The following is a 25,493-nucleotide window of genomic DNA, read 5'->3' as shown; positions in this document are numbered from 1 at the left end:
GGATCAGAGCCGGATCCGGTCAGTGACGCTTCATATGTGCAAAGCATATCCGTTTGTGCTGTATCGTCCGATGGAGGTTTATCTGCGTGCTCTGGAATCCTACCAGAGGCTGATCAGCTGCCATACCTTGATCGATGTACCGGATTATGTTCTGGCACAGGATATTTTACGTCAGGGAAAAGCATTTTCAGTGGGTCCCCTGAAATATCTTTATAATGCCCGGTACCAGCCGTCAGAAACGGGGCTGGTGGAGCTTCCGTTTGAGGACCGCAGTGCAGAGCTCTGTTTTGGGTATGTGAAACGAAAGGATAAAACTTTTTCTGAGATCGGAGAGGAATATGTGGCGCTCCTGACGGCGATGTTTGCGAATCCGTAAGGAGGGAGATTGGTGGCCGTTATAGAGAAATAAGCAGAAATAAAACTGCCCATCTTGTCTGCAGACAGAATGGGCAGTTTCCATTAAAACACTACAATCAGCATTATACATCCACTTTTTAAGCAGCTGTATTATTTCTGTGCCTGGTAAGCGGCCCGCTCGCCGCCGATGTATTTGAGCCGTGTCCTGGCGCAGACCACATGGGCGGAGCCGATGGATCTTACTTCGGTGCGCACCGGAACGGCCACAGGGCGCAGGTGCATGCCGATGAGGGTGTCGCCGATGTCAATGCCTGCGTGGGCCTGGATCCGCTCCACGGCGCAGGGAGAAGCGAAGCCATTCCAGGCGGCGGTGGAGAAGGAGCCGCCGGCCTTCAGCTGGGGCTTTACATTGACCATTTCCAGGCCGTATTTCAATGCGGCCTCTTCTTCGATGATAATGGCGCGGTTCAAGTGCTCGCAGCACTGGGCAGCCAGATAAAGGCCGTGCTTTCTCGTTGCCTTATAGAGGGCGTTGAATACGGCTTCTCCCACCTCCTTGCTGGAATAGCAGCCAATGGCATGGGCTGCGATCTCGCTGGAGGAGCAGCCCACCACCAGGATCTGGCCCTCCTTCATTTTTGCAGCTGCGATCAGCTCTTCAGCCACGGAAGCGGCCTGTTCCTGGACCAGATCCAGATCCACATCCACAGATTTTGCAATATCAGTTGCACTCATAAAAACACCTCGGTTTCATTCAGTTTATCTTTTTACTCAAAGTGGTAAGCTTCCAGGAGCCTGGTCTTCATATGCCACAGCTCGTTGGAAAGATCCACATGGACCTCATGGGGGTTTACCAGACGTTTTGTCTCATCCCACAGGGTATCCAGCTCCTTTTTGCAGTATTCCCGGATCTCCATGACCTTGGGAGAATGGTATACGCAGACCCCATCCTTGAATATGGGGACCATGATCTCCTTCATAGTGTAGGTTCCCGGAGCCAGCAGCGTCTTTTTCCAGGTTGCCACAGGATCGAACAGCAGAAGAGAGTTGTTTTCGTCGTAAGTCTCGCCCACCAGGCAGATCAGGTCGGCGATGATCTTATGACTGTCCCGGCTGTAGATCCTGTAAATAGTCTTATTGCCGGGATTGGTGATCTTTTCCTCATTTTCAGAGAGCTTGATCTTGGGGATGAACTTGCCGGTGGCCTTATCCTTGATGGCTGCCAGCTTGTACACACCGCCGAAGGACGGACAGTCCTTGGAAGTGATCAGGTTGGTGCCGACGCCCCAGGAATTGATGGCGGCTCCCTGGTTCTTAAGGCTGGAGATCAGTCCTTCGTCCAGGTCGTTGGAGGCGGAGATCACCGCATCGGTGAAGCCCTCGGCATCCAGCATTTTTTTTGCCTCCTTGGAGAGGTAGGCCAGGTCGCCGGAGTCCATGCGGATCCCGTAGAAGGTCAGGGGGATCCCGGCTTCCCGCATTTCCTTAAATACCTGGATGGCATGGGGAATCCCGGATTTTAAGGTATCATACGTATCCGCTAAGAGGATACAGGCTGACGGATAAAGCTTCGCATAGGTACGGAAAGCAGTAAGCTCATCGGGAAAGCTCATGATCCAGCTGTGGGCGTGGGTCCCCTTCACTGGTACGTCGAACATCTGGCCGCAGAGCACGTTGGAGGTGCCGATACAGCCGGCGATCATGGCCGCCCTGGCTCCGTAGATACCTGCGTCCGGTCCCTGGGCCCTGCGGAGACCAAATTCCATGACTCCATCGCCTCCGGCCGCATGGACGATGCGGGAGGTCTTGGTGGCGATGAGGCTCTGGTGGTTGATGATGTTTAAAAGGGCTGTTTCCACCAGTTGGGCCTGCATAATGGGGGCGATGACCTTTACCAGAGGCTCCCTGGGGAAGACCACGGTTCCTTCGGGAACGGCGTAGATATCGCCGGTAAATTTAAAATCAGCCAGATATTCCAGGAAATCCTCTTTAAAGATCCCAGTGGAACGCAGATAATCGATGTCCTCGGGATCGAAATGGAGATCCTCGATGTATTCGATGACCTGCTCCAGACCGGCGGCGATGGCAAAGCCGTTGCCGTCAGGATTGTCGCGGTAAAAAGCGTCGAAGATCACAGTTTCATTGGCATCCTTGGCATAAAAATAACCCTGCATCATGGTCAGTTCATAGAGATCCGTCAGCAGCGTCAGGTTGCGTTTACTCATAATACCTTCTCCTTGTGTACTATCCCATATCGTTGCCGACATTATAGCAATAAAGGAAGGAAAACGCAAATTTTTTGTTAAAAAAATAACAAAAGCCTTGCTTCCAATAAAGCAGTTTATAGGAAGCAAGGGCGCAGAAAATTCTTTCCATTCAGCTTGATTTTACCATTTAATTCTGACGTTTTCAACCATTTAAAGGATAGAAACTGCAGATTTGCTGTTTCTTGACTGCAATCTGCCTGGAATGGATGTGTTTTTCTTCCAATAAACTGCTTTATTTGCAGAGGTTCCTTCCATTGGGAGCCCAGCTTCTGGAGAGAACTGGAAATTATTCAGAAAGAAGGTAGAGTGTGTGAGAAACAGGCAAACGATGAAACAGGCAGGAGCGCTTCTGCTCTCTCTGGCCATCATAGGCGGGACGGTGTTCCCGGCCGGTCAGATCCGGGCAGCAGCGGAGACAAAGCAGCCAGAAAACAGCATGAAAGCAGCCACCGTTTCCGATGCGGAGAAAATTCCTGGAACAACAGTCCCGGGGCTTTTATCCAGACGGCCGGAAACGATGGGGAAAAAACGGAGCAGCGGCGGAGAGGTCTATGTTTCCGCTTCCTCCAGCAATGCCCGGTGGGATTCGGGAGCAGGGACTGAGGAGGATCCATATATTTCTCTGGCTTATGCAGTGGACCAGGCAGAGGATGGGGATACTATCTGTCTGATGTCAGATCTTACTGAGACGAAAAGCGCCAGGTTCTGGGATAAGGATCTGACCATTGACGGACAGGGCCATACGGTTTTCCGGGGAGATGGCTTTGAAAAGGCGCAGGACCTGGCCAGAGGCGGTTATCATCCAGCTATGATCGAGGTGGGAGGAACAAGGCCGGGCGAGGCGCAGACCGCGTCCCTGACACTGACGGATATCGTTCTGGACGATGGTGGAAAGACCGAGGGTGTGAACTTTAAACAGGCCTCCACGGATGGAAAGGGAGGAAATGAAAGTCTGGTACAGGACGCCATTGTGGCGACCTATAACGGAACGGCAGAGATCATACTGGCTTCCGGGGCCACCCTTCGGAATTTTGGAGGAATGTCAGCGGTCCGGCTTTCCGGCGGTGACCTGGTGATGGAGGATGGGAGCCAGATCTGTGATGATACAGACGGTGTTGCTGACAGGACGAAGGAGAAGGGGGATTACGGAGCAGCGGGAGCTGTATGGATCCAGGGCGGCAGCTTCCGGATGGAGGCCGGAGCGGAGATCAGCCATATGCGCGGCCGCGCCGTTTACCTGGACGGCGGCAGCGCGGAGATCGGCGGATCGATCTCTGATATACGGTCAGATAAGGACATGTGGCAGGGAGGAGCAGGCGCGGCTGTCCATGTACGGAATGAAGGAACAGCGGTCCTTTCCCAGAGCGGCAGCATTAAGGGGATCGCAGGAGAGAGTACAGAGCATACGGTCATTGATACAATCATCGGAGATTTTGAGGCCGTATCGGGATCAGAGATCTCCGGCTGCCGGGACATTATGGTGGCCAGCGCCAATGACCAGGGAAAGGATTATGTCCATAAAATGCTGCTCAACGGCCTTATCTCCAATTGTACCACAAAGGGCTCTCTGATGCGCAGCTGGTATGCGGAGATCACAGTGGGCCCCACCGGCCAGGTGACAGGCTGTACGGCAACGGGAGCCGGAGGACTTTTGTATACAAACAATGGCTCCAGATACGTATTTGAAGGAAAGATCACTGGGAATACGGCCCCCAAGGGGATCGTCTATCTGGCCAACCAGAGCGGAGGAAGAGTATCGGCCCGGATGCTGGAGGGAGCAGAGATCAGCAATAACAAGGGCCTGGGCATTAAAGTGAACAATGGCGCCCTGCTGACTATGGAGGGAGGAAAAATCTCGGGCAATACGGGAGCCGGGGTTGAGGTGAAAGGAAAAACCGATAAAAAGGGAGCAGCCTTTATTATGAACGGCGGAGAGATCTCCGGAAACGGCAGTTATGGGATCTCGTATGCCAATGCAGGAGAATCTGTTGTGGAGCTCAACGGCGGAACGGTTTTTGAAAATGGGAGCGGAGCGCAGATCTCAGTAATAGGAGGAAGCTCCAACGACAAAAACGAGTTCATCCATATTAAACCAGGAACACTGGCGGGAAACCGGGAAATTTATCTTTCAGCCGGAACGATGACCCTGGATGAGGATTATCAGGAGGTATGGCTGGGAAAGGCAAAGTCAGACGCAGTCGATAAGATAAAGGAGCTGCTGGCAGTATGCCAGCCCTCCTGGAAACTGGCGGGGACAACGAGTCTCTGGATCCGGCCATCTTCGGAAGATTATCATTTCCTGATATCCAGACCGTACAGCGCAGATACCTCCGGGCTGTATGCAGTCTATATTCCCTTGAACGCCGACGGGCTTCCCGCTGCAGATCTTACGGCAGAGGATATGAAGCTGATCCCGGTGGAGAACCAGAAGACCCTCGACGTCACCATGGAGGGCGCAGAGGGGAACCGGTCCTATGCGCTGATGTTTGTCAATAATGACCAGTATACATTGTATCCGGACCAATGTGGGATCTATTCTGGAAACGCCATGCCGGAACCGGAGGATTTCTCCATCGGAGGACTGAATAAGATCACATCCATCAGCGTGGATGGAAAAGAAACCGTCTATAAGACGTATGGAAACGAAAAGGAAAAGGCATGGAGCGATCTAAAGGCTCTGTTTACCGTTCATTATGTGAAAGCCGATGGGAGCCCGATGGATGGAGCGGAAACTCCGGGCGCTTACAGGGCCGTGTTCCAGTATGCGGATCCGGATCTGGATGGAAAGGTACGGATCAATAAAAATGAGGTGAAGCTGAAGGACGGCGTTCTTGTGATCCGCTATACCAGCAGTCCGGCGGAAGAGCTGTCCAGTCCGCTCCTTTCCGGAGAACCGGCGGAGCTGCCGGATCAGGCGGTGGCTGTGGAGCAGAAGCAGAATGGCACCCGTGATGCGGCCTATTATCTCAACGGCGACCAGGACCGGAAGCTTTCAGATACGTCCGGGATCGTGCTTCTTGAGGACCGCCCCTATGTGACAGGCGCCCCCGACGGGGAGGAGCAGCTGGAGGAACGGATCGAAGAGCATCTGGGGACTGTATCAGGAATGGAATATCATTTTGAATTCCGCTATCTGGATCTGGTGGATCAGAACAGCGCCAATGCGTGGGTGACCTCCAATACGGAAAAGCTGGTCTATCTGCCATACCCGGAGGGAACAGACAAAAATACAGAATTTACTCTGCTCCGGTTTCCGGAGCTGAACCGGGAATACGGAATGAATGGACACCCGGGACTAAGGATGTCCATTGCCACCACTGGGATGGAAACGATCCCGGATCTGGAGACTACCGATCAGGGGATCCAGTTTCCTGCGTCGGAGTTTGGATTGTTTGCCGTAGTATGGGGGGTTCCGCAGAATACCGTGACCATCCGGTACCTGGATGAATCCACTGGAAGACCGATCGCCGGAGATTCGGTACGAAGCTTTGCTTCTGGTACAGAGTACGATGTGACCCAGGATGCGGGGATGGAGATCTCTGGATATACCTTGAGCAGGATCGACGGCAGTGTGACGGGAACGATCACAGAGGATCTGGTCATATGCGTTTATTACACAAAGGACCAGGAGCCGGCGGACCCCTCGGACCCTGCTGAGCCGACGGATCCCACCGAACCCACAGATCCTGCCGATCCCACTGACCCTTCCGGATCTGAGACTCCCGAGCATCCGGAAAAGGAAACTGCCCAGGTGGTCTTCCGTGTGGTGAATGGCACGTTTACTGAGAACGGGGGCACCGAGATACTGAAAACGTATGAGGTGGGCAGCATCATCGATTCTGTACCCGCAGTCAGAGCCGACAGAGGATACAGAAGCCGGCGGTGGGACAGAGATCCCATCGGAAGAACGGTGGAGCCGGGAGGCATGACCTTTGTGCTGACCTTTTACGCAGAGTCTGTGAGCGGGGATGACGACGATGAGGAGGATACGGGCCGCAGCCGGCAAAGGGCAGTCAGCGATACCGGAAAGACGGGACGCTGGATCCTGGAGGGCCGTGAATTTACAGAAAATAATGGAAGGCTGCCGTCCAATGAATATCTGAAGATCGGAGGAAGTATTTACGGTTTTTATACCCATGGGATCGCCATTGGCTTTGACCATACAGAGCGTTACACAGAGGAAGCCATTGCTGCCGGAGGCGGATACAGGGATGCGGAGGGAACCTGGCGTCTGAACGGCTGGTGGTTCTGCTATGACGATGGCACGTATCCTCATGGAGAGTGGGAATACCTGGCATACAATGGACGCGGAGACTGGTATTACTTTGACGAGGACGGCTGGATGGAGGATGGATGGCTGTTCTGGAATAACAGCTGGTATTACCTGCACACCGGCTACGATGGTTTCCGGGGCCACATGTATACGGGATGGCATGAGATCGGCGGCAGCTGGTATTACTTCCGCACAGGGACAGACGGAGGCCCGGCAGGGGCCATGCTGGAGTCGGCGGTGACTCCCGATGGCTTCCAGGTCGGAGCTGACGGTGCGTGGATCCAGTAAAAAGCTGATTGATTTGCCCATCGAAGTCTTGACATTTTTTCGCGTGATCCGTATAATAAAAGGGCGTAACGCATAAGAAAAGGCGATGACGGAGACAGTAGATCTGCGGGAAGGCCAAAGCGAGCCGGGGATGATGGAAGCCTGGCGCCGGATGCAGATGGAAGATCACTCCCAAGCTGGCGTCTGAACGTCCGGGAAGTCCCTGGGTCAGTAAGTCAGCCCGGTTTTCCACCGTTAAGGGGAACTCATATGTCAGTATGCAGTAATAGGTGGTGCAACGAGTATATTTCGTCCTGTTCGCAAGAACAGGACGATTTTTTATATCATAGGAACGGATATCCTGTGACATAAAAATGCTCCGCGGGATCTTTTTATCAATCAGACCGCATCCCGCGCGGGAGCCGCAGACACAAACTGCATAACCGAAACGCGCAGGGAAGAGAAAGCTGCGCATACAACAAGATTGGAGGAAATGTGTCATGTACCAGAAGGTGTCAACAGATCTGAACTTTGTGGACAGAGAAAAGCAGGTGGAGAAATTCTGGAAGGACCAGAAGATCTTTGAAAAGAGCATCGACAGCCGCCGTAAGGGACAGCCCTACGTGTTCTACGACGGACCGCCGACAGCCAACGGAAAGCCCCATATCGGCCATGTCCTGACCCGGGTGATCAAGGATATGATCCCCAGATACCGCACCATGAAGGGGTATATGGTTCCTCGTAAGGCCGGCTGGGATACCCACGGACTTCCGGTGGAGCTGGAAGTGGAGAAGATGTTAGGCTTAGACGGCAAGGAGCAGATCGAGGAGTATGGCCTGGAGCCGTTCATTGAGCATTGTAAAGAGAGTGTCTGGAAGTATAAGGGCATGTGGGAGGATTTCTCCAGCACCGTCGGCTTCTGGGCGGATATGGATAACCCCTATGTAACGTACCATGACGATTATATCGAATCCGAGTGGTGGGCATTAAAGGAGATCTGGAACAAGGGCCTTCTTTATAAGGGCTTTAAGATCGTTCCCTACTGCCCGCGCTGCGGTACCCCCCTTTCCAGCCATGAGGTGGCCCAGGGATATAAGGACGTAAAGGAGCGCTCGGCGGTGGTTCGGTTTAAGGCCAAGGGAGAGGACGCATACATCCTGGCATGGACCACGACTCCCTGGACCCTTCCCAGCAACGTGGCTCTCTGCGTAAATCCGAAGGAAACGTATGTGAAGGTCAAGGCCGCCGACGGCTTTACCTATTATATGGCAGAGGCTCTGCTGGACACGGTTCTTGGAAAGCTGGCGGACAAGGAGAACGGGACTCCGGCCTACGAGATCCTGGAGACCTATGTGGGAACGGATCTGGAGGGCAAGGAATACGAACCCTTATACCAGTGCGCCGCCGATGTGGCAGAAAAGCAGCATAAAAAGGGCCATTATGTGACCTGTGCAGATTATGTTACACTGACCGACGGTACCGGCGTGGTACACATCGCCCCGGCCTTCGGTGAGGACGACGCCCAGGTGGGAAGAAAATATGACCTGCCCTTCGTGCAGTTCGTGGATGCAAAGGGAGATATGACAGAGGAAACGCCCTTTGCAGGTCTTTTTGTGAAGAAGGCGGATCCGGAGGTATTAAAGGATCTGAGAGAGCGGGATCTTTTATTCGAGGCTCCCGTATTTGAGCACAGCTATCCCCATTGCTGGCGCTGCGATACTCCGCTGATCTACTATGCCCGTGAATCCTGGTTCATCAAGATGACCGCCGTGAAGGAGGATCTGATCCGCAATAACAACATGATCCACTGGATCCCGGAATCCATCGGAAAAGGCCGGTTCGGCGACTGGCTGGAGAATATCCAGGACTGGGGCATCTCCAGAAACCGTTACTGGGGAACTCCGCTTCCCGTATGGCAGTGTGAGTGCGGCCATATGCACTGCATCGGCAGCCGGGAAGAGCTTAAGAAAATGAGCCCCAACTATATGGATGTGGTAAAGAAATACAGTAAGAAAATGAACGGCGACCAGGGAGAGGTGGAGCTCCACCGTCCATTCATCGACGACGTGGTCATCACCTGCCCCCAGTGCGGAAAAGAGATGCACCGGGTGCCGGAGGTCATCGACTGCTGGTTCGACTCCGGAGCCATGCCCTTTGCCCAGCACCACTATCCCTTTGAGAATCAGGAGCTGTTCCATGAGCAGTTCCCGGCCCAGTTCATCTCTGAGGCCGTGGACCAGACCAGAGGATGGTTCTATTCCTTACACGCCGAGTCTACCCTGCTGTTCAATAAGCCCTGCTTTGAGAACGTGATCGTTCTGGGCCATGTACAGGATGAGAACGGCCAGAAGATGAGTAAGAGCAAGGGCAACGCCGTGGATCCCTTCGACGCCCTGGAAAAATACGGCGCCGATGCCATCCGCTGGTACTTCTATATCAACAGCGCTCCGTGGCTGCCCAACCGGTTCCATGGAAAGGCTGTAATGGAAGGCCAGAGAAAGTTCATGGGAACCCTGTGGAATACTTACGCATTTTTCGTGCTTTATGCGAATATTGATAATTTTGACGCAACAAAGTATGCTCTGGATTATGAGAAGCTGCCGGTGATGGATAAATGGCTCCTGTCCAAGTTAAACTCCACAGTGAAGGAGGTAGACGACGACCTGGCCAACTACCGGATCCCCGAGGCTGCAAGAGCCCTCCAGGATTTCGTGGACGACATGAGCAACTGGTACGTAAGAAGAAGCCGTGAGCGTTTCTGGGCAAAGGGAATGGAGCAGGATAAGATCAATGCCTACATGACCCTTTACACCGCGCTGGTGACCATTTCCAAGACAGCGGCTCCCATGGTTCCGTTCATGACCGAGGAGATCTACCAGAACCTGGTACGCTCCATCGACGAAACGGCTCCCGAGAGCATCCATCTCTGTGATTTCCCGCAGGTGGAGGAAGGCTTCATCGATAAAGAGCTGGAGGCCAAGATGGACGAGGTATTAAAGGTGGTCGTTATGGGCCGTGCAGCCAGGAATACGGCCAATATCAAGAACCGCCAGCCCATCGCAAAGATGTTCGTGAAGGCAGAGGCTCTTCCGGAATACTACCAGGAGATCATCGAGGACGAATTAAACGTGAAGGCAGTGGAATTTACTGACGACGTCCGCGCCTTTACCTCCTATACCTTCAAGCCCCAGTTAAAGACCGTTGGACCCAAATACGGAAAGCAGCTGGGAAATATCAGAAAGGCCTTAACGGAGCTGGACGGCAACGCCGCCATGGACACCTTAAATGAAAAGGGAGCCCTGACCTTTAATTTTGACGGGGCCGAGGTGGTGCTCACCAGAGAGGACCTTCTGATCGATATGGCACAGACGGAGGGCTATGTATCCGAGGGAGACAACACCGTGACCGTGGTCCTGGATACCAAGCTGACTCCGGAGCTTGTGGAGGAAGGCTTCTACCGGGAACTGGTCAGCAAGATCCAGACCATGAGAAAAGAAGCCGGCTTCGAGGTCATGGACCATATCTACGTGTACGCAGACAACAACGATACCATCACCGGTATCATCAAGAAATATGCAGACCAGTTAAAGAGCGAGGTGCTGGCAGACAGCATCACCCTGGGACAGATGGCCGGCCACGCCAAGGAGTGGAACATCAACGGCGAGACTGTCATGCTGGGAGTTGCAAAGGTAACAAGATAATCAGAAACAGGAGGGTATGAACGTGGACCACACCATTCATAAGACGGAATTTAAAAAGGCTGTGATTTACAATCTGAAGATCTCATACCGGAGGACCATTGAGGACGCCACCGCCGCGCAGATGTACCAGGCGGTGGCTCTGGCGGTGAAGGATATGATCATCGACCGCTGGATCGCGACTCACAAGGAGTATGAGAAGCAGGATGCCAAGGTCGTATATTATATGTCCATGGAATTCCTGACCGGGCGCTTCCTGGGCAACAATATCATCAGCCTCTGCGAGCAGGAGGAGATCCGGGAGGCCCTGGCTGAAATGGGCTTTGACTTAAATACCATTGAAAACCAGGAACGGGATCCGGCTCTGGGAAACGGCGGTCTGGGACGTCTGGCCGCCTGCTTCCTGGACTCCCTGGCGACCCTGGGCTATCCGGCCTATGGCTGCGGGATCCGTTACCGCTACGGTATGTTCAAGCAGAAGATCGAGGACGGCTACCAGATCGAGGTGCCGGACGAATGGTTAAAGGACGGCTATCCCTTTGAGATCCGCCGCCCCGAATACGCCACAGAGGTAAAATTCGGCGGCTATGTGGATACTGAGTGGGACGGCCACAGGAATCATTTTGTCCAGAAGGGCTACCAGTCCGTTCTGGCAGTCCCCTACGACATCCCCATCGTGGGCTACGGCAACAACGTGGTCAACTCCCTGCGGATCTGGGACGCCCAGCCAGTGAATACCTTTAATCTGAAGGAATTCGATAAGGGCGATTACCAGAAGGCAGTGGAGCAGGAAAACCTGGCAAAGACCATCGTGGAGGTGCTGTATCCCAACGATAACCATTACGCAGGCAAGGAGCTGCGCTTAAGGCAGCAGTATTTCTTCATTTCTGCCAGCGTCCAGAGAGCCGTTAAGAAATATCTGGAGAACCACGACGACATCCATAAGTTTTATGAAAAAGCCGTGTTCCAGATGAACGACACCCACCCCACGGTGGCTGTGGCAGAGCTCATGAGGATCCTTTTAGACGAGCAGAACCTGGAATGGGATGAGGCCTGGGAGATCACCACAAAGACCTGCGCTTACACCAACCATACCATCATGTCCGAGGCCCTGGAAAAATGGCCCATCGAGCTGTTCTCCCGCCTGCTTCCGCGTATCTACCAGATCGTGGAGGAGATCAACCGCCGGTTTGTGGAGGAGATCAAGAAGGCATACCCGGGCGACAATGAAAAGATCCGCAAAATGGCGATCATCTACGACGGACAGGTGCGTATGGCACATCTTGCCATTGTGGGAAGCTTTTCTGTCAACGGTGTGGCAAGGCTCCATACAGAGATCTTAAAGAATGAGGAATTAAAGGACTTCTACCAGATGATGCCCGCAAAGTTCAACAATAAGACCAACGGCATCACCCAGAGACGGTTCCTGCTCCACGGAAACCCGCTTTTAGCCAGCTGGGTCACCGATAAGATCGGAAACGAGTGGATCACAGACCTGTCCCATATTAAAAAGCTGGCCATTTACGCGGACGATGAGAAGTGCCAGAGAGAGTTCATGAACATCAAGTATCAGAACAAGATCCGCCTGGCAAAATATATCAAGGAGCACAACGGCATCGACGTGGATCCCAGGTCCATCTTCGATGTGCAGGTAAAGCGTCTCCATGAATATAAGAGACAGCTGATGAACATCCTGCATGTGATGTATCTGTATAACCAGTTAAAGGATAATCCAAATATGGATATCGTGCCCAGGACCTTTATTTTTGGAGCAAAGGCTGCGGCCGGTTATACCCGGGCGAAGCTGACCATCAAGCTGATCAACGCCGTGGCCGATGTGATCAACAACGACCGTTCCATCAACGGCAAGATCAAGGTGGTATTCATTGAGGATTACTGTGTATCCAACGCAGAAATGATCTTTGCGGCAGCCGATGTCAGCGAGCAGATCTCCACCGCCAGCAAGGAGGCCTCCGGTACTGGAAACATGAAGTTCATGTTAAACGGAGCCCTTACCATCGGCACCATGGACGGAGCCAATGTGGAGATGGCCGAGGAGGTGGGGGCTGAGAACATGTTCATCTTCGGCGCTTCCTCCGACGAGATCATTAACTGGGAGAACCAGGGCGGCTACAACCCCATGGAGATCTTCAACAGCGACCAGGAGATCCGCCGGGTGCTGATGCAGCTCATCAACGGCAGTTACAGCCCGCAGAATCCGGAGCTGTTCCGGGATATCTACAATTCCCTGTTAAATACCCAGTCCAGCGACCGGGCGGATACGTACTTTATCTTAAAGGACTTCCGTTCCTATGCGGAGGCAGAGGACCGGATCGACAAGGCGTACCGGGATGAGAAATGGTGGGCCCGGACGGCCATCTTAAACACCGCCTCCAGCGGCAAGTTCTCCTCAGACCGTACCATTGAGGAGTACGTAAGGGATATCTGGCATCTGGATAAGATCAAGGTAGAACTGTAATACAAACCAGGGGAACGCGGCCCGTCCGGGGACGGAGCTGCTCCCCAGGTTCTAAAAAGAAAGCCTGTCTCATAGACTTTACAAAAAAGGATATGAGGTGGGCTTTTTTATGAAGCGGTTTCTGACTGTTTTGATGATCATGGTGATGATCCCCTATGTGACGACCATGGCCTGGACAGGCCGGATCGGCGGCGGGGATTTTACGGGCTTTGAGGAGCTGGCGGGAGCCGGGGGAGAAGGAAGCCAGGGCGGCTCTCTGGGAACTGATGGGAACGGAGTGGCCGGAAGGCGGTATGTGGCTGTGGAGCGGGAAGGAAAGGTTTCGCGGGTCCCGGCGGAGGATTTCCTGGTCCATGTGCTGGCGGCCCAGATCCCGGCAGATTTCGGGCCGGAGACTCTGAAGGCCCAGGCAGTTATAGCCCGGACGTATATCTACCGGGAGATGGACGGGGCGGAGGAGATCCCGGAGGAGGCCCTGGACATGGACGCCTTGAGCGGAGCGCAGATGGAGGAGCTGTGGGGCGGGACTTACCAGGAGGATTACAGCAGGATCAGGGAGGCGGTGTCCGCCACCAGCGGGCTTTACCTGGCTTATGAGGGAGAACCGGCGGAGGTGTTTTTCTGCCGGGCGGCCTCGGGGGCCACAAGGCCCGGAGGACAGGAGCATCCATGTCTCAGGCAGGCGGAAAGCCCAGGGGATCTTCTGGCCGACGGATATCTGTCCATTGCGGTCTTCACGCCGGAGGACCTGGCCCGGAGGGTGAGCGCCATTCCGGGGGCGGTCTCTCCGGATGCAGACCGGCTCCTGGAGGAGATCCAGGTGGCGGAGCGGGATGGGGCCGGATATGTGGTCCAGATCCAGATCGGTCCGAAGACCTACTCCGGGGAAGAGGTCCAGTACGCCCTGGGCCTGTCCTCCCCGTGCTTTTATTTCGATGAGCTCCAGGGAAAGATCCGGGTCACCTGCAAAGGGATCGGTCATGGGTACGGCTTCTCCCAGGCCGGAGCCTCGGCGCTGGAAAAGGAGGGGCTCGGCTTTGAAGCACTTCTGGACCATTATTTCCAGAATGTGGAAATTTTAAAAGAGGGAATCTGAATAAGACGTGTCACTTTGGTAAGAATAGTACCGAGGTGATAAAACGTGAAAGAGAGAGTAAACCAGCTTTTCAAGGATAAGTTAGTTCTTGTGATGCTAGTGCTGGGCCTGCTGACTATTGTTGCCGCAGCAGGCGCTGTGAGGATCCGGAAGGGAGCCCAGAACATGGAGGAGAGTCCGTATCTGGAGATCAAGGAGCCGGAAGGGATGATCGCCGAAGAGACAGAGCCGCCCAGGACCGTGGCAGGAAGCTCCAACGCCCATGAGGCGGAGCCGGCCGGGGCCGGAGCCGGTTCCCATGTGACCGAAAATACCCTGGGAGCGGCAGAGACAGAAGCCGCGGCCCTGGAGGATCCGCCGGCAGACGAGGCCGGAGCGGCGGCCGGGGATTCTCTGGTTCTGGATTTTACGGAAAGCGACAGGCTTTTGTGGCCGGTACAGGGAAATGTGATCCTGGGATACAGCATGAACACCACCACCTGGTTCCCGACCCTGGAGCAGTATAAATGCAATCCGGCCAACGTGATCCAGAGCGAGGTGAGCACGCCTGTTTCTGCCCCGGCCGACGCCAGGATCCTGGAGGTAGGCGTCAATGAGGAGATCGGCAATTATGTGCGGCTGGATCTGGGCAACGGCTACCAGGCCGTCTGCGGCCAGTTAAAGGAGATCCCGGTGGTGGAGAACGAGTACGTCAGCCGGGGCGATGTGCTGGGCTATGTGGCCGAGCCCACCAAATATTATTCCCTGGAAGGGGCCAGCCTGTACTTTGAGCTGCTTTCCGGGGACGAGCCTGTGGACGCTCTGGATTATCTGGAGTAGGGGACAGGGAAGAAGCTATAAGGATCTGGAAAAATGGACCGCCTGGAAAATACCCGGCGGTCTGTTTTTTGACGTTAATATGAATTTAATAAAAAGTTCACAGAGTTTTCGTGAAAATATGAGAGAAATATGGTAAACTGTACATAACTTTACAGAACGGAAAGAAACCAGATGAAGGAGGAGCATATGGATTACGGGAAACTGAAGAAAAGCTTTGAGGACCACCGGTTTCTCATCTCGTATTTTGAAACGAAGGAGGAGGCGGCTTCCTATCTGAAGGAAAAGATCCGCGGGGAGCGGGTGGGCTTCGGCGGCTCCATGACCTGTCAGGAAATGGGGCTGTACGAGCTTCTGAAGGAAAACAACCAGGTGGTCTGGCACTGGAAGGACGAGATGACTGCGGCAGAGGCCAGAAGGGCAGCTATGGATTCCACCGTATATATTTTAAGCGCCAACGGCGTTTCGGAGACCGGGGAGCTGGTGAATATTGACGGTACGGGAAACCGGGCGGCGGCCAGCCTGTTTGGTCCGGAACGGGTCTTCTATGTGATAGGAAGGAATAAGATCGCCCCGGACCTTCACAGCGCCATTGCCCGGGCTAAAAATACGGCCTGTACGAAAAATGCCAGACGCCTTGGGGTCAAGACGCCCTGTGCCGCGTCGGAAGAGCTGCGCTGTTATGACTGTAATAGTCCGGCCCGGATCTGCAGCGCCACAGTGATCCTGGAGCGTCCCTGTAACGGAATGACCGTGGAGCTGGTCTTCATCAACGAGGACCTGGGATATTAGGGCACAGGGAACGGGCGCTTTCGGGCGGATATAGACTAAAGGAGAGAGATGAAATGAATATATTGTTTTTTCTGACACCGAAGAGTGAGGTGGCTTACATCCATGATGATGAAAGCCTCCGGCAGGTTCTGGAGAAGATGGAGTATCATAAGTATTCGGCGGTGCCGATCATCAGCCGGCAGGGGACCTATGTGGGGACCATCACCGAGGGCGATCTTCTGTGGTATATAAAAAACCAGCTGGATCTGAACCTGCAGGAAGCAAGAAGGATCCTGATCACCAATGTTCCCCGCCGTTCTGACAATACGCCGGTGAGCATTGACAGCAATATGGAGGACCTTTTAGACAAGGCCATGAAGCAGAACTTCGTTCCGGTCCTGGACGATAAGAAATCTTTTATCGGGATCGTCACCAGAAAAGACATTATGAAGTATTTTGCGGATAAAATGAAAAAAACAGAATAAATGCAAAAATTTTCTTTTCAAAAAACGTCTGATGTGTTATACTGGGCGTCATGAGACGGGGAAATAGGATCCGGCCAGAAATCTGATTCTGACCGGATTTTTTATTTGATAGGAAATTCCTATCAAATAAAAAAGCACTTCGTGCAGAATCGCACTGCGGCGGTATGGAATTTCGTCGCAAATGCGACCCGCCGCAGGCGGAGAATCCTGCAAGAGCAGGATTCTTTCTTGTGCCATGGGGACCGAAGATCCCCTAAAAAATGGATACTCCGCAGGCAATAAATCTGATCCATAGGAGGAAAGTGTGAAAAGAACTGTGAAAAAGAGAACGGGAATGCGGTCGACAGCGGCTCTTCTGGCGGTCCTTATGGCTGTGCAGAGCCCGCTGGGACGGACGGGAGCCATGGGAATGCCGCAGAAAAACCAGAGGACCCGGATGACCGCCACCATGTCGGATGCGGCGGCCGGGGAAGAAGCCTTAGCCGGACTTCTGGAGGAGAGGAACGGGATCCTTAGGGTGGAGGTCCAGGGCGTCGTAAAGGCTCCGGAGACCACCTGGAATGTGGAGCTGTATCCGTCGGAGGAAGAGGATTCCTCCATGGCCGAACCGGCCTTTGGAAGCCTTACCCTGCCGGCTGGAGACGGGAATACATACACAGAGGGGAGCTGTGAGCTGACGGAGCTTCCCGATGGGATGTATGACCTCCGGATGGAGCCGGAAAACGATACGGTCTCCTATGTGGCCTATGAGCAGAAGGGGATCCGGATCCAGGGGGACATGGTCTCCATCCGTTTAATGAACGATGCGCCGGAAAACCACGGATACGGGGAGAGCGGAGCCGGAAGCCGCATCGGCGTTCTGGCCATGGGCGACATTGACGGCAGCGGGGCTGTGGATGAGGACGATAAGGAGGAGCTTCTGAAGCTGGCAGCCTCCGGCCAGGTCCATGACGATCTGTTTTATGACCGGGCCGATCTGAACAGCGACAGCCAGGTGGATCTGGCGGACATAGCATGTTTTGCAAAGTATTATAAGGAAGACGCAAGGACTGCCCGGGAGACACGGACCATGCGGATCACAGAGGAAGAGATCCATACGGTGTCCGCCAGCAACGCGGAGATCTCCCAGGGAACGGTGGAGCAGCTGTTTTCCGGTGCGGCCAGCCTTACACTGGAAAGTGAGGAGGCCATTTCCGGGGAGAATCCGGTGACCATTTCTGCGGAGTTTGACTCCGGAAAGACCATGGCCGGGTTCGTCATCGACCCGGTGGACGGCTCCGGCAACACCATTGTGGACGGAACTGTTTCTGTGGAGACAGAAAAGGGAAAAGAAAAGGTCTTTGAGATCGAAAACGGAAAAGTAAAGGAACGGAGCCTGGGAAGGGCGCTTCTGGAATTTTTCACAGGAAAAGAGGAGACCGTAAGCCAGGGAGGCCCCATCGTCATCGATCTGAAGGGCCAGACAGCCGTGAAGAAGGTGACCATTAAGGTCAGCCGGACCCTGGGGAACACCGCTCTGGTGGATATTGCAAAGGTGGAGTTCCTGGGGGACATGAAGGAACGGATCCCGGAGCCGGAAATGACAGCACCGGAGCGGGTGCAGGTGGAGAACGGGGACGCGTCCTTTACCGTGACCTGGCGGAGACAGCCCAATGTGACGGGCTACGAGGTGACGGTCCATGGAGTCAACAGTAAGAAAAACGAGGTGACACAGACCTTCCAGACGGATAAGCCGGAATTCCGGGCAGAAGGCCTGGGAGACGGGGCGCTGGCCAATGGAAATTCCTATGAGATCCAGATCCGCTTGGTGAACGGGGCCTGGAAGAGCCCGGCGGCAGAGGCTGTGGGGCGTCCCAGGGCGGCCAGCCTTCCGCCTGCGCCGGAAAATATCACGGTGACATCCCGGTATAAGGGGCTTTCCATCAGCTGGAAGGATATGATGGATACAGACAGCTATAACCTGTATTACAGGAAGTACGGCGACTCCCAGGGAGCGTACACGAAGATCCCGGATATCCGGGAGAACCGGTATGAGCTTAAGGGGCTGGAGGATAAGACAAAGTATGACGTTTATCTGACCGGCGTGAACCCGCTGGGAGAGGGACCGGAATCGGTCCACTATACGGGAGTGACGGCGGCCCTGGATCCGCCGGTGACGCCGGATTATAAACGGATCAATGTGGAGGTGCCGGGAGAACCGGTGACCGCCCATATCGAGTCGGTGCGCTATGGGTATGATGTCTCCAAAGGTCAGTATGATATTGTAGATGGAAACTATGAGACCTCCTGGGCCCGTATCGACTGGGATTCGGGTGCGACCTATTATGATTTGAAAAAAGCTCCCATTGTGTCCTTTGACAGGTCCTATGAAATGGACACAATGGTGGTGATCCCAGACGGAGAACAGACGTTTTCCTATAATAAGGCAGTGCTTTATTACTGGACAGACCGGAACGACATCCAGGATAGCACAAAGAATTCTGTTTCCGGCGTCCTGGAGAAAAAGACCAGCAACAATAAGGCCTACTACGAATTCCGGGCGGACAGGCCCATTGAGGCCGAGGCTGTGCAGCTGGTTTTAAGCACCGCAGATGGAAACAGCCGCCGGATCTCCATGGCAGAGCTTAAGTTCTATTACTACGACTCGCTGGAGGACGAGATCATGGACCTTTACGGGGATCCCTACCATGTGAGCCTGCGGTCGGACGAGGACCGGGAGACCATGGGAAAACGGATCCAGAGCCTTAAGGACCGGCTGGACCAGCCGGATCCGGTCAGCGGGGAGCTGCACCCCAGGAAGGAGATCCTGGAAACGGAGCTGGCCAACGCAGAGCGGATCTTCAAGGATGGTGCGCTCCAGGCGGAGATCCAGGCGGTGGACAGCAAGGATACAGGAAACTCCGACGGCCACATCACCTTCAAGGGCGGTCTCAATACGTACCAGCCCCTGGGCGTGACTGCAAAGGCCGGGGAGACGGTCACCGTTTATGTGGGAAGCCCCGCCCATAAGACCGGGGACGGCACCAGGCTCAGGCTGATACAGACCCAGTACCATGGAACCTCTGAGAAGTGGCATAAGGAGCTGGGAGTTTTAAAGGCGGGAGCCAATGACTTTACGCTGGAGGCCCTGGACGATATGGACCTGGAGCGGGGCGGACAGCTCTATGTGGTCTACACCGGAAAGGCAGGCCAGGAGCAGTACGGCGTCCGGGTCAGCGGAGGGACGAAGATCCCGGTGCTGGATCTTTCGGATACAAAGGATCCGGCGGAGCGTCTGAAGCTGGCGGAGGCCTATGTGAACGGGCTGGAGGCCATGGTCCGGGATATGGAGGCTCTCCATAACCGGGATCATCAAGACCATGCTTATGATGAGATGAACTGTATCTACGGAGCCACGGACATCGTGAGCCGGTATACCATGATCTCCGGCCCCTCGGACCAGATCCTGGAGGGACTGGCCGGGAATACGGCAGCGGAGAAGGCCGCGGCCCTGGAGCAGTCCATGACGGCCATGGATCAGATGGTGGAGCTGTTCTACGCCCATAAGGGCTTAAGCACGGCATCCGATGCCGAGCCCCACAACCAGGTACCGGCCGGCCGTCTGAATATCCGCTACCAGAGGATGTTTGCCGGCGCCTTCATGTACGCCGGAGGCCTCCACATCGGCATCGAGTGGCCCCAGTTCCAGGAAATGGTAAAGGGAGAGCCCGTGATTGCGGATGCAGAGGGAAAGTATCAGTCCGGCAGCCTGTTCGGCTGGGGGCTTTCCCATGAGATCGGCCATGAGATCAACGAAGGGGCCTACGCGGTGGCGGAGGTGACCAATAATTATTACCCGCTGCTGGCCAAGGCCAGGGATACCAATGATTCCCTGCGGTTCAAGTACGAGGACGTATTTAAAAAGACCATCTCGGGAGCCAGGGGAAAGGCGTCTGACGGGGCGGTGCAGCTGGCCATGTACTGGCAGCTCCATCTGGCCTACGATATGGGCGGCTATAATTTCAAGACCTTTGATACCAGCAAAGAGCAGCTGGAAAATCTGATCTTTGCCAGAATGGATTCCTATGTGCGTAAGCCATCCTCGGCACCGGGAGCGGAAGGAAATAAGCTGAAGCTTTCCGGGACCGATAAGGACAATGTGCTGATGCGGCTGGCGGCGGCTGCGGCCCGGAAGGACCTTCTGGACTTCTTCCGCCACTGGGGCATGGAGCCGGACGCAGACACTGTGCGCTATGCCTCCCAGTTTGAGAAGGAGGAGCGGGGCATCTGGTTCGCCAACGATGAGAACCGGGTATGGCAGATGGAAAACCGGAACACCTCCCAGAAAACGGAGTCTTCCGCCAAGGGAAGCGTTCCCCAGGGAACCATCCAGTATGTGAATGGAGAAAACCAGGTGAACCTGGAGATCTCCGGGGACACAAACGTATGGATCTACGAGATCGTCCGCTGCGAAAGGGACGGCGGAACGGAGAAAAAGCAGTCTGTGGGCTACGCATACGCACATGATGGAGAGGCTGTATTTACGGATGTGGCCGCCACAGCCAACAACCGGGTCTATACGTATGAGATCACCGGATACGACAAATGGCTGGAAAAAACGGAGCCAGGAAGGACAAAGGAGGTCAAGGTGAGCCACAGGGGCGACATCGACCGGACCTTATGGACCGTCAGCACCAACCTGACCAACAGTGAGCTGGAGGAGCCGGGAGAGGATCATCCGGATACCTATGTGCAGCCAGGGCTGGAAAAGATGGTGGATCTGGAGACTGAGGGCGCTGTTACCACCTTTACAGGCTCTGTAAAGGCCGGCCAGACGCCGGAGATCGTCCTGGAATTAAACCAGCCGGAGCTGGTGACCGGGCTCGTTTACACGGCGGCCGAGGGAACTCCCATAGGAAAATTCAGCGTCAGTGTCAGCCAGGACGGAAGCTCCTGGGAGAGGGTCCCGGTGAGCGCAGATACATTTACCCTGGAAGACGGCAGCCAGACTGTGTACTTCCATGACGGCACCGTTCTTTATACGTACGACGCGGCCTTTGTGAAGCTGACGGCAGACGGCCAGGGAGGCCGGGAGCTTTCCATATCGGATCTTTCCCTGCTGGGCCAGACAGGAGATAATGTGGAAATGGATGCAGCCGGTATGGGAAGGCTCATGAAGGACTTTGCCATCAACGGCGGGGCAGACGGAGTGATCCCGGAGGGCAGCATCGTGTTTACAGGAACCTATAAGGGAAACCCGGCCTATAACGTGGTGCTTTTATGGGACGAAAAGGGCCAGATCGTGGGAGGAACGGATGCGGATGGAAACATCCAGGCAGAATCCCTGATCCTGGCAAAGGTTCCGGAAAACGGCCTCCTGGGAGAGGTCAGCGACGGCATCTGGATCTATTACCTGCCGGAGGGGACCAGTCTTCCAGAGCATGTCCGGGCAGAGCTTTACCGGGTGGACGATGCGGAGACTTTGGAGAGCCAGAGGACCGTCAGCTCCAGTCTGACCATAACGGTTCCGGAACAGCTGCCGGAGCTGGAGCTGGATCCCGGCTCCGGCCCGGCGGCCGGGAATGAACGGCTGAGGAAAAGAGACGGCCTTGGGGGCCGGACCAGAGAAGGAGAGAAGAATTAAGTGAGACGAAGGATCATAGGAAGCCTTATGGCCGCGGCATTTATAGCCGCGGGGACGGGGATCGCTGCCCTGGCTGCCGGAGGCGGATATATTCAGATGGAGTCTGGAAAGAAGGAGAACCAGGTAAGGATCTCCCTGGATTTTTCCGGAGACCGGGAATTCGGGAAATACATGGAGGATATTGGAGCTGTCCAGGTGGATCTGGCCCTGGAGACCCCGGAACCGGAAGATATCACCCGGGCAGAGTTTACCTTTGAAGCCAGTATCCAGAAGGATCCGGATGTGAAGATCCGGGATGGGATCTTTTTAGAGGATACCGGCCGGTTCAGCATTTTCCTGGCTGGAAACGGAACGGGAGACGGCCTGTTTAACGGCGGGAAAAAGCTGGAGCTGGGCGTGCTCCAGACGGCCTCCACGGAGGACATCACCCTCCGGGTGGAACGGATCGCCGCAGTGGCCGGAGAGGAGCTGGTCTTTGAAACGGACGGCGGAAGAGAAACCGAGTTTCTGCTGAAAGCTACTGACCCCGGAGAAGACCAGGGAGAGAACGGCGGCTCCGGAGACGGAGATAACTCTGGAAATGGAGATGGTTCTGGAGGGGAAGATGGAAACGGCGGAGATCCCGGAGACGGAGATGGTTCCGGGGATGACGGCACCAGCGGCGATGGAGACGGCACTGACGGAAATACCGGCAATGGCCATGGAAATAACGGCGGTTCCGGGAATGGATCCGGAAACGGCTCCGGCGGCAGCTACCGCCCGGTGAAGAGCACAGGCTTTATCTGTCCCCAGGTATCTGCCAGAGAAACCGCAGGTCAGTGGATCCAGACAGGAGAGGACTGGCAGTTCCGGTTTTCTGGCGGCGCGATGGCTATGGACTGCTGGATCTTTAAGGGCGGCGAATGGTACCATATGGGAGCAGACAGCCTTATGGACCGGGGCTGGCATTACCAGAAGGAAACAGGAAACTGGTATTATCTCAGGGAAAACGGCGCCATGAAAAAGGGCTGGATCCAGCTTTCCGGCATCTGGTACTACCTGGGAACGGCAGACGGCCGCATGGCTGTGGGCTGGCAGAGCATCGGTGAGAAATGGTATTACTTAAATCCGGCGGAGCCTGTGCCTGTGCCGGCAACGGATCCGGTCACCGGACAAACGGTGCAGAGCACGGAGGGACAGCTTCCCTACGGGGCCATGTACCAGAACAGGAAGACTCCCGACGGCTTCATGACAGGAGCCGACGGAGCCTGGATGGAATAGGAAACGTCAGGAGAAACAGAAGACAGCTTTGGCAGACAGCCGGCGTCCATGGAAACTGCATCCATGGACGCCGGTTTTTTATGTCATAGGAAAGTACGTCCCATGACATAAAAAACGCTCCGCGGGGATCGCCATGCGGCGGAAGGAAATTATGCCGCAGAAGCGGCCCGCCGCAGGCGGAGAAGCCCGCAATCGGGCTTCTTTCTTGTAGGAAACGGTGGCAAAGGCGCTCCGCAGGGACCGCCATGGGCCGAAGGGAAGAAGGCACCGGGACCTGTCCTCTGGCCTGGAAAAAGGAAACGGGCCTTCTATGTACCGGAACGGGAGAATATGCATACCTTATTACTAGAAAATGAAAGGAGAAGGAGCTTATGAATTGTAATCAGAATCCTGACGGGGCTTCCCGTATTCCCGGGATGATGCCTGTTCCGGGACCTGGACCGGTCCATGTGGATGGAAATATGCCGGGCGTCTGGGACCGCTTTCCGGTGGGCATGGGCTACGTTCCCATGCAGAACTGGGAAACGCCATATCCCATAAGCCACGGTTTTATGCAGGGAACGATTTTCCCGTCTTTAGATTATCCGTTTATGATGGGAGGGTGCAGAAAATGGCAGAGATGAATTGTGGAGCCAGCGGAAAAGATCCCGGCGTAACGGGACAGTGCTGTAAGAAGAGCTGCCAGGGCCAGATCCAGGTCCAGGCTTCCGCCCAGGCCAGACCCCAGGTCCAGACCTGCTGCCGTCCGGTCTGTCCGCCCCCGGCCCCCGGCGGAGGCGGCTGCGGATTTCCTGGTATGTATCCGCCGGCAGGAACTGCCTGCGGGATCCGTCCCGGTACGGGCCAGGGCTGCGGGATGTGTCCGGGAATGGACCCGTCCCGGCAGGCACTGATGAAGCAGATCAACGAGGCCAGCTTTGCTGTGGATGAGGCGGTCCTGTTCCTGGACACTCATCCGGACTGCGCCCAGGCCATGCAGTATTACCAGAGCGCTGTCGGCGCCAGGAAAGCGGCCATGGACGCATACCAGAGCCGGTTTGGCCCCCTGCTGGTGGACGATGTTATAGGGAATACCTGGACCTGGGTGACGGAAAAATGGCCCTGGGAAGGAGGATATTAATATGTGGAGGTATGAAAAACGGCTTCAGTATCCGGTAAATATCAAAGAGCCCAACGCGGGGCTGGCGAAGCTGATCATTAGCCAGTATGGTGGCCCAGACGGTGAGATGGGAGCGTCCATGCGTTATCTTTCCCAACGGTATTCCATGCCCTATGGGGAGCAGAAGGCAGTGCTTACGGATATAGGCACCGAGGAGCTGGCCCATCTGGAAATGATCGCAGCCATTGTCCACCAGCTCACGAGAAACCTTTCGGCAGAGGAGCTGGAGGCCCAGGGCTTTGCTCCCTATTATATCGACCATACGGCCGGGATCTGGCCCCAGGCGGCGGGCGGGATCCCCTTCAATGCCTGTGAGTTCCAGTCCAAGGGCGATCCCATCACAGATCTGTTTGAGGATCTGGCAGCAGAGCAGAAAGCCCGCACCACCTACGACAACATCCTGCGTCTGGTGAAGGAGCCGGACGTGTGCGATCCCATCCGCTTCCTCCGGGAACGGGAGATCGTTCATTTCCAGAGATTCGGTGAAGCCCTGCGCGGCCTCCAGGAACGTCTGGACAGCCGGAACTTTTATGCCTTCAATCCCAGCTTTGACCAGGCGGCGGCTCCCCAGGGGCCTGGCGGCTGTATAAGACAGGGAAACGCATAAAAAACCAGAAATCACATGAGGCGGAAACGTCTGAAATAAGGATGGACGGATAAAAAAGGCCTGGCAGCTGCAGATCGGTGCAGCTGCCAGGCTTTTCCCATACCCCGATGGCAGATCAGCCGCATCAGGACATTTTATACTGGAAGGAATCACAGTCGGTACATTCCTTCTTAGTGGGGTTCAGTTCATGGGTCCCCACATGGATCCGGTCCAGTGTGCAGTAATCCGCAGTCCCCGCGTGGTGTACGCAGTTGTGGATGGAGCACTGGATACATTCGTTCTTTTCCTGGTTCATGGTCGTTCACCACCTTTGTTTTCTGGGATGGTGTTAGTAT

At 55.0% G+C, this 25,493-nt stretch carries 16 protein-coding genes; 13 read left to right on the top strand and 3 right to left on the bottom strand.

What is annotated here, in order from left to right:
* Window positions 1-34 precede the first annotated feature (34 nt).
* Window positions 35-376, top strand: coding sequence for a hypothetical protein (locus tag OCV69_RS03685; protein WP_158357720.1), 342 nt, complete (start codon window positions 35-37; stop codon window positions 374-376).
* Window positions 377-507: 131 nt separating this feature from the next.
* On the opposite strand, the gene OCV69_RS03680 is transcribed toward OCV69_RS03685, so the two are convergent.
* On the bottom strand, window positions 508-1,092 hold the full coding sequence (locus OCV69_RS03680; protein ID WP_158357718.1) for a TIGR01440 family protein: 585 nt from the start codon (window positions 1,090-1,092) through the stop codon (window positions 508-510).
* A gap of 32 nt (window positions 1,093-1,124) precedes the next feature.
* Window positions 1,125-2,582 (bottom strand): nicotinate phosphoribosyltransferase, encoded by a 1,458-nt coding sequence (locus tag OCV69_RS03675; RefSeq protein ID WP_158357716.1) that lies wholly within the window; start codon window positions 2,580-2,582, stop codon window positions 1,125-1,127.
* A 352-nt stretch (window positions 2,583-2,934) separates the two neighbouring features.
* Here OCV69_RS03675 and OCV69_RS03670 point away from each other — a divergent pair, with 352 nt between their 5' ends.
* From OCV69_RS03670 to OCV69_RS03615, 12 genes are all read left to right on the top strand, one after another.
* Window positions 2,935-7,185: a right-handed parallel beta-helix repeat-containing protein gene (locus OCV69_RS03670; RefSeq protein WP_158357714.1), complete on the top strand. Its 4,251-nt coding sequence runs from the start codon at window positions 2,935-2,937 to the stop codon at window positions 7,183-7,185.
* A 479-nt stretch (window positions 7,186-7,664) separates the two neighbouring features.
* A complete protein-coding gene (gene ileS, locus OCV69_RS03665; protein WP_158357712.1) occupies window positions 7,665-10,865 on the top strand; it encodes an isoleucine--tRNA ligase in 3,201 nt (1,066 codons plus the stop codon).
* A 16-nt stretch (window positions 10,866-10,881) separates the two neighbouring features.
* Window positions 10,882-13,341: a glycogen/starch/alpha-glucan phosphorylase gene (locus tag OCV69_RS03660; RefSeq protein ID WP_158357710.1), complete on the top strand. Its 2,460-nt coding sequence runs from the start codon at window positions 10,882-10,884 to the stop codon at window positions 13,339-13,341.
* 109 nt (window positions 13,342-13,450) lie between these two features.
* A complete protein-coding gene (locus tag OCV69_RS03655; RefSeq protein WP_158357708.1) occupies window positions 13,451-14,437 on the top strand; it encodes a SpoIID/LytB domain-containing protein in 987 nt (328 codons plus the stop codon).
* A 45-nt stretch (window positions 14,438-14,482) separates the two neighbouring features.
* On the top strand, window positions 14,483-15,256 hold the full coding sequence (locus tag OCV69_RS03650; protein ID WP_158357706.1) for a M23 family metallopeptidase: 774 nt from the start codon (window positions 14,483-14,485) through the stop codon (window positions 15,254-15,256).
* A gap of 186 nt (window positions 15,257-15,442) precedes the next feature.
* Entirely contained in the window at window positions 15,443-16,045 is a 603-nt protein-coding gene (locus OCV69_RS03645) for a lactate utilization protein (RefSeq protein WP_158357704.1), read from the top strand.
* Window positions 16,046-16,098: 53 nt separating this feature from the next.
* The gene (locus tag OCV69_RS03640) at window positions 16,099-16,509 is read left to right on the top strand and encodes a CBS domain-containing protein (RefSeq protein WP_022272461.1); all 411 of its coding nucleotides are present in this window, start codon (window positions 16,099-16,101) and stop codon (window positions 16,507-16,509) included.
* A 304-nt stretch (window positions 16,510-16,813) separates the two neighbouring features.
* Window positions 16,814-22,132 (top strand): fibronectin type III domain-containing protein, encoded by a 5,319-nt coding sequence (locus tag OCV69_RS03635; RefSeq protein ID WP_158357702.1) that lies wholly within the window; start codon window positions 16,814-16,816, stop codon window positions 22,130-22,132.
* Window positions 22,133-23,392 carry an N-acetylmuramoyl-L-alanine amidase family protein gene (locus tag OCV69_RS03630; RefSeq protein ID WP_158357700.1) on the top strand — a complete coding sequence of 420 codons (1,260 nt, stop codon included), beginning with the start codon at window positions 22,133-22,135 and terminating at the stop codon, window positions 23,390-23,392.
* Window positions 23,393-23,763: 371 nt separating this feature from the next.
* Window positions 23,764-24,015, top strand: a complete 252-nt coding sequence (locus tag OCV69_RS03625) for a spore coat associated protein CotJA (protein ID WP_262562982.1) — start codon at window positions 23,764-23,766, stop codon at window positions 24,013-24,015.
* The gene (locus tag OCV69_RS03620) at window positions 24,003-24,512 is read left to right on the top strand and encodes a spore coat protein CotJB (RefSeq protein ID WP_262562981.1); all 510 of its coding nucleotides are present in this window, start codon (window positions 24,003-24,005) and stop codon (window positions 24,510-24,512) included. Before OCV69_RS03625 ends, OCV69_RS03620 begins: the two co-directional genes overlap by 13 nt.
* A 1-nt stretch (window position 24,513) precedes the next feature.
* Complete coding sequence (locus tag OCV69_RS03615) at window positions 24,514-25,158, top strand: manganese catalase family protein (RefSeq protein WP_158357698.1); 645 nt, start codon at window positions 24,514-24,516, stop codon at window positions 25,156-25,158.
* Between the two features lie 124 nt (window positions 25,159-25,282).
* Here OCV69_RS03615 and OCV69_RS03610 read toward each other — a convergent pair whose 3' ends face one another.
* A complete protein-coding gene (locus OCV69_RS03610; protein WP_022273387.1) occupies window positions 25,283-25,453 on the bottom strand; it encodes a DUF1540 domain-containing protein in 171 nt (56 codons plus the stop codon).
* Window positions 25,454-25,493 lie beyond the last annotated feature (40 nt).

It is taken from the genome of Alitiscatomonas aceti (assembly GCF_025567195.1).
In the GTDB taxonomy this organism is placed as follows: Bacteria; Bacillota; Clostridia; order Lachnospirales; family Lachnospiraceae; genus Alitiscatomonas; species Alitiscatomonas aceti.
The sequence above is the reverse complement of the archived record's forward strand: the minus strand, read 5'-3'. Positions and strand labels throughout refer to the sequence as shown.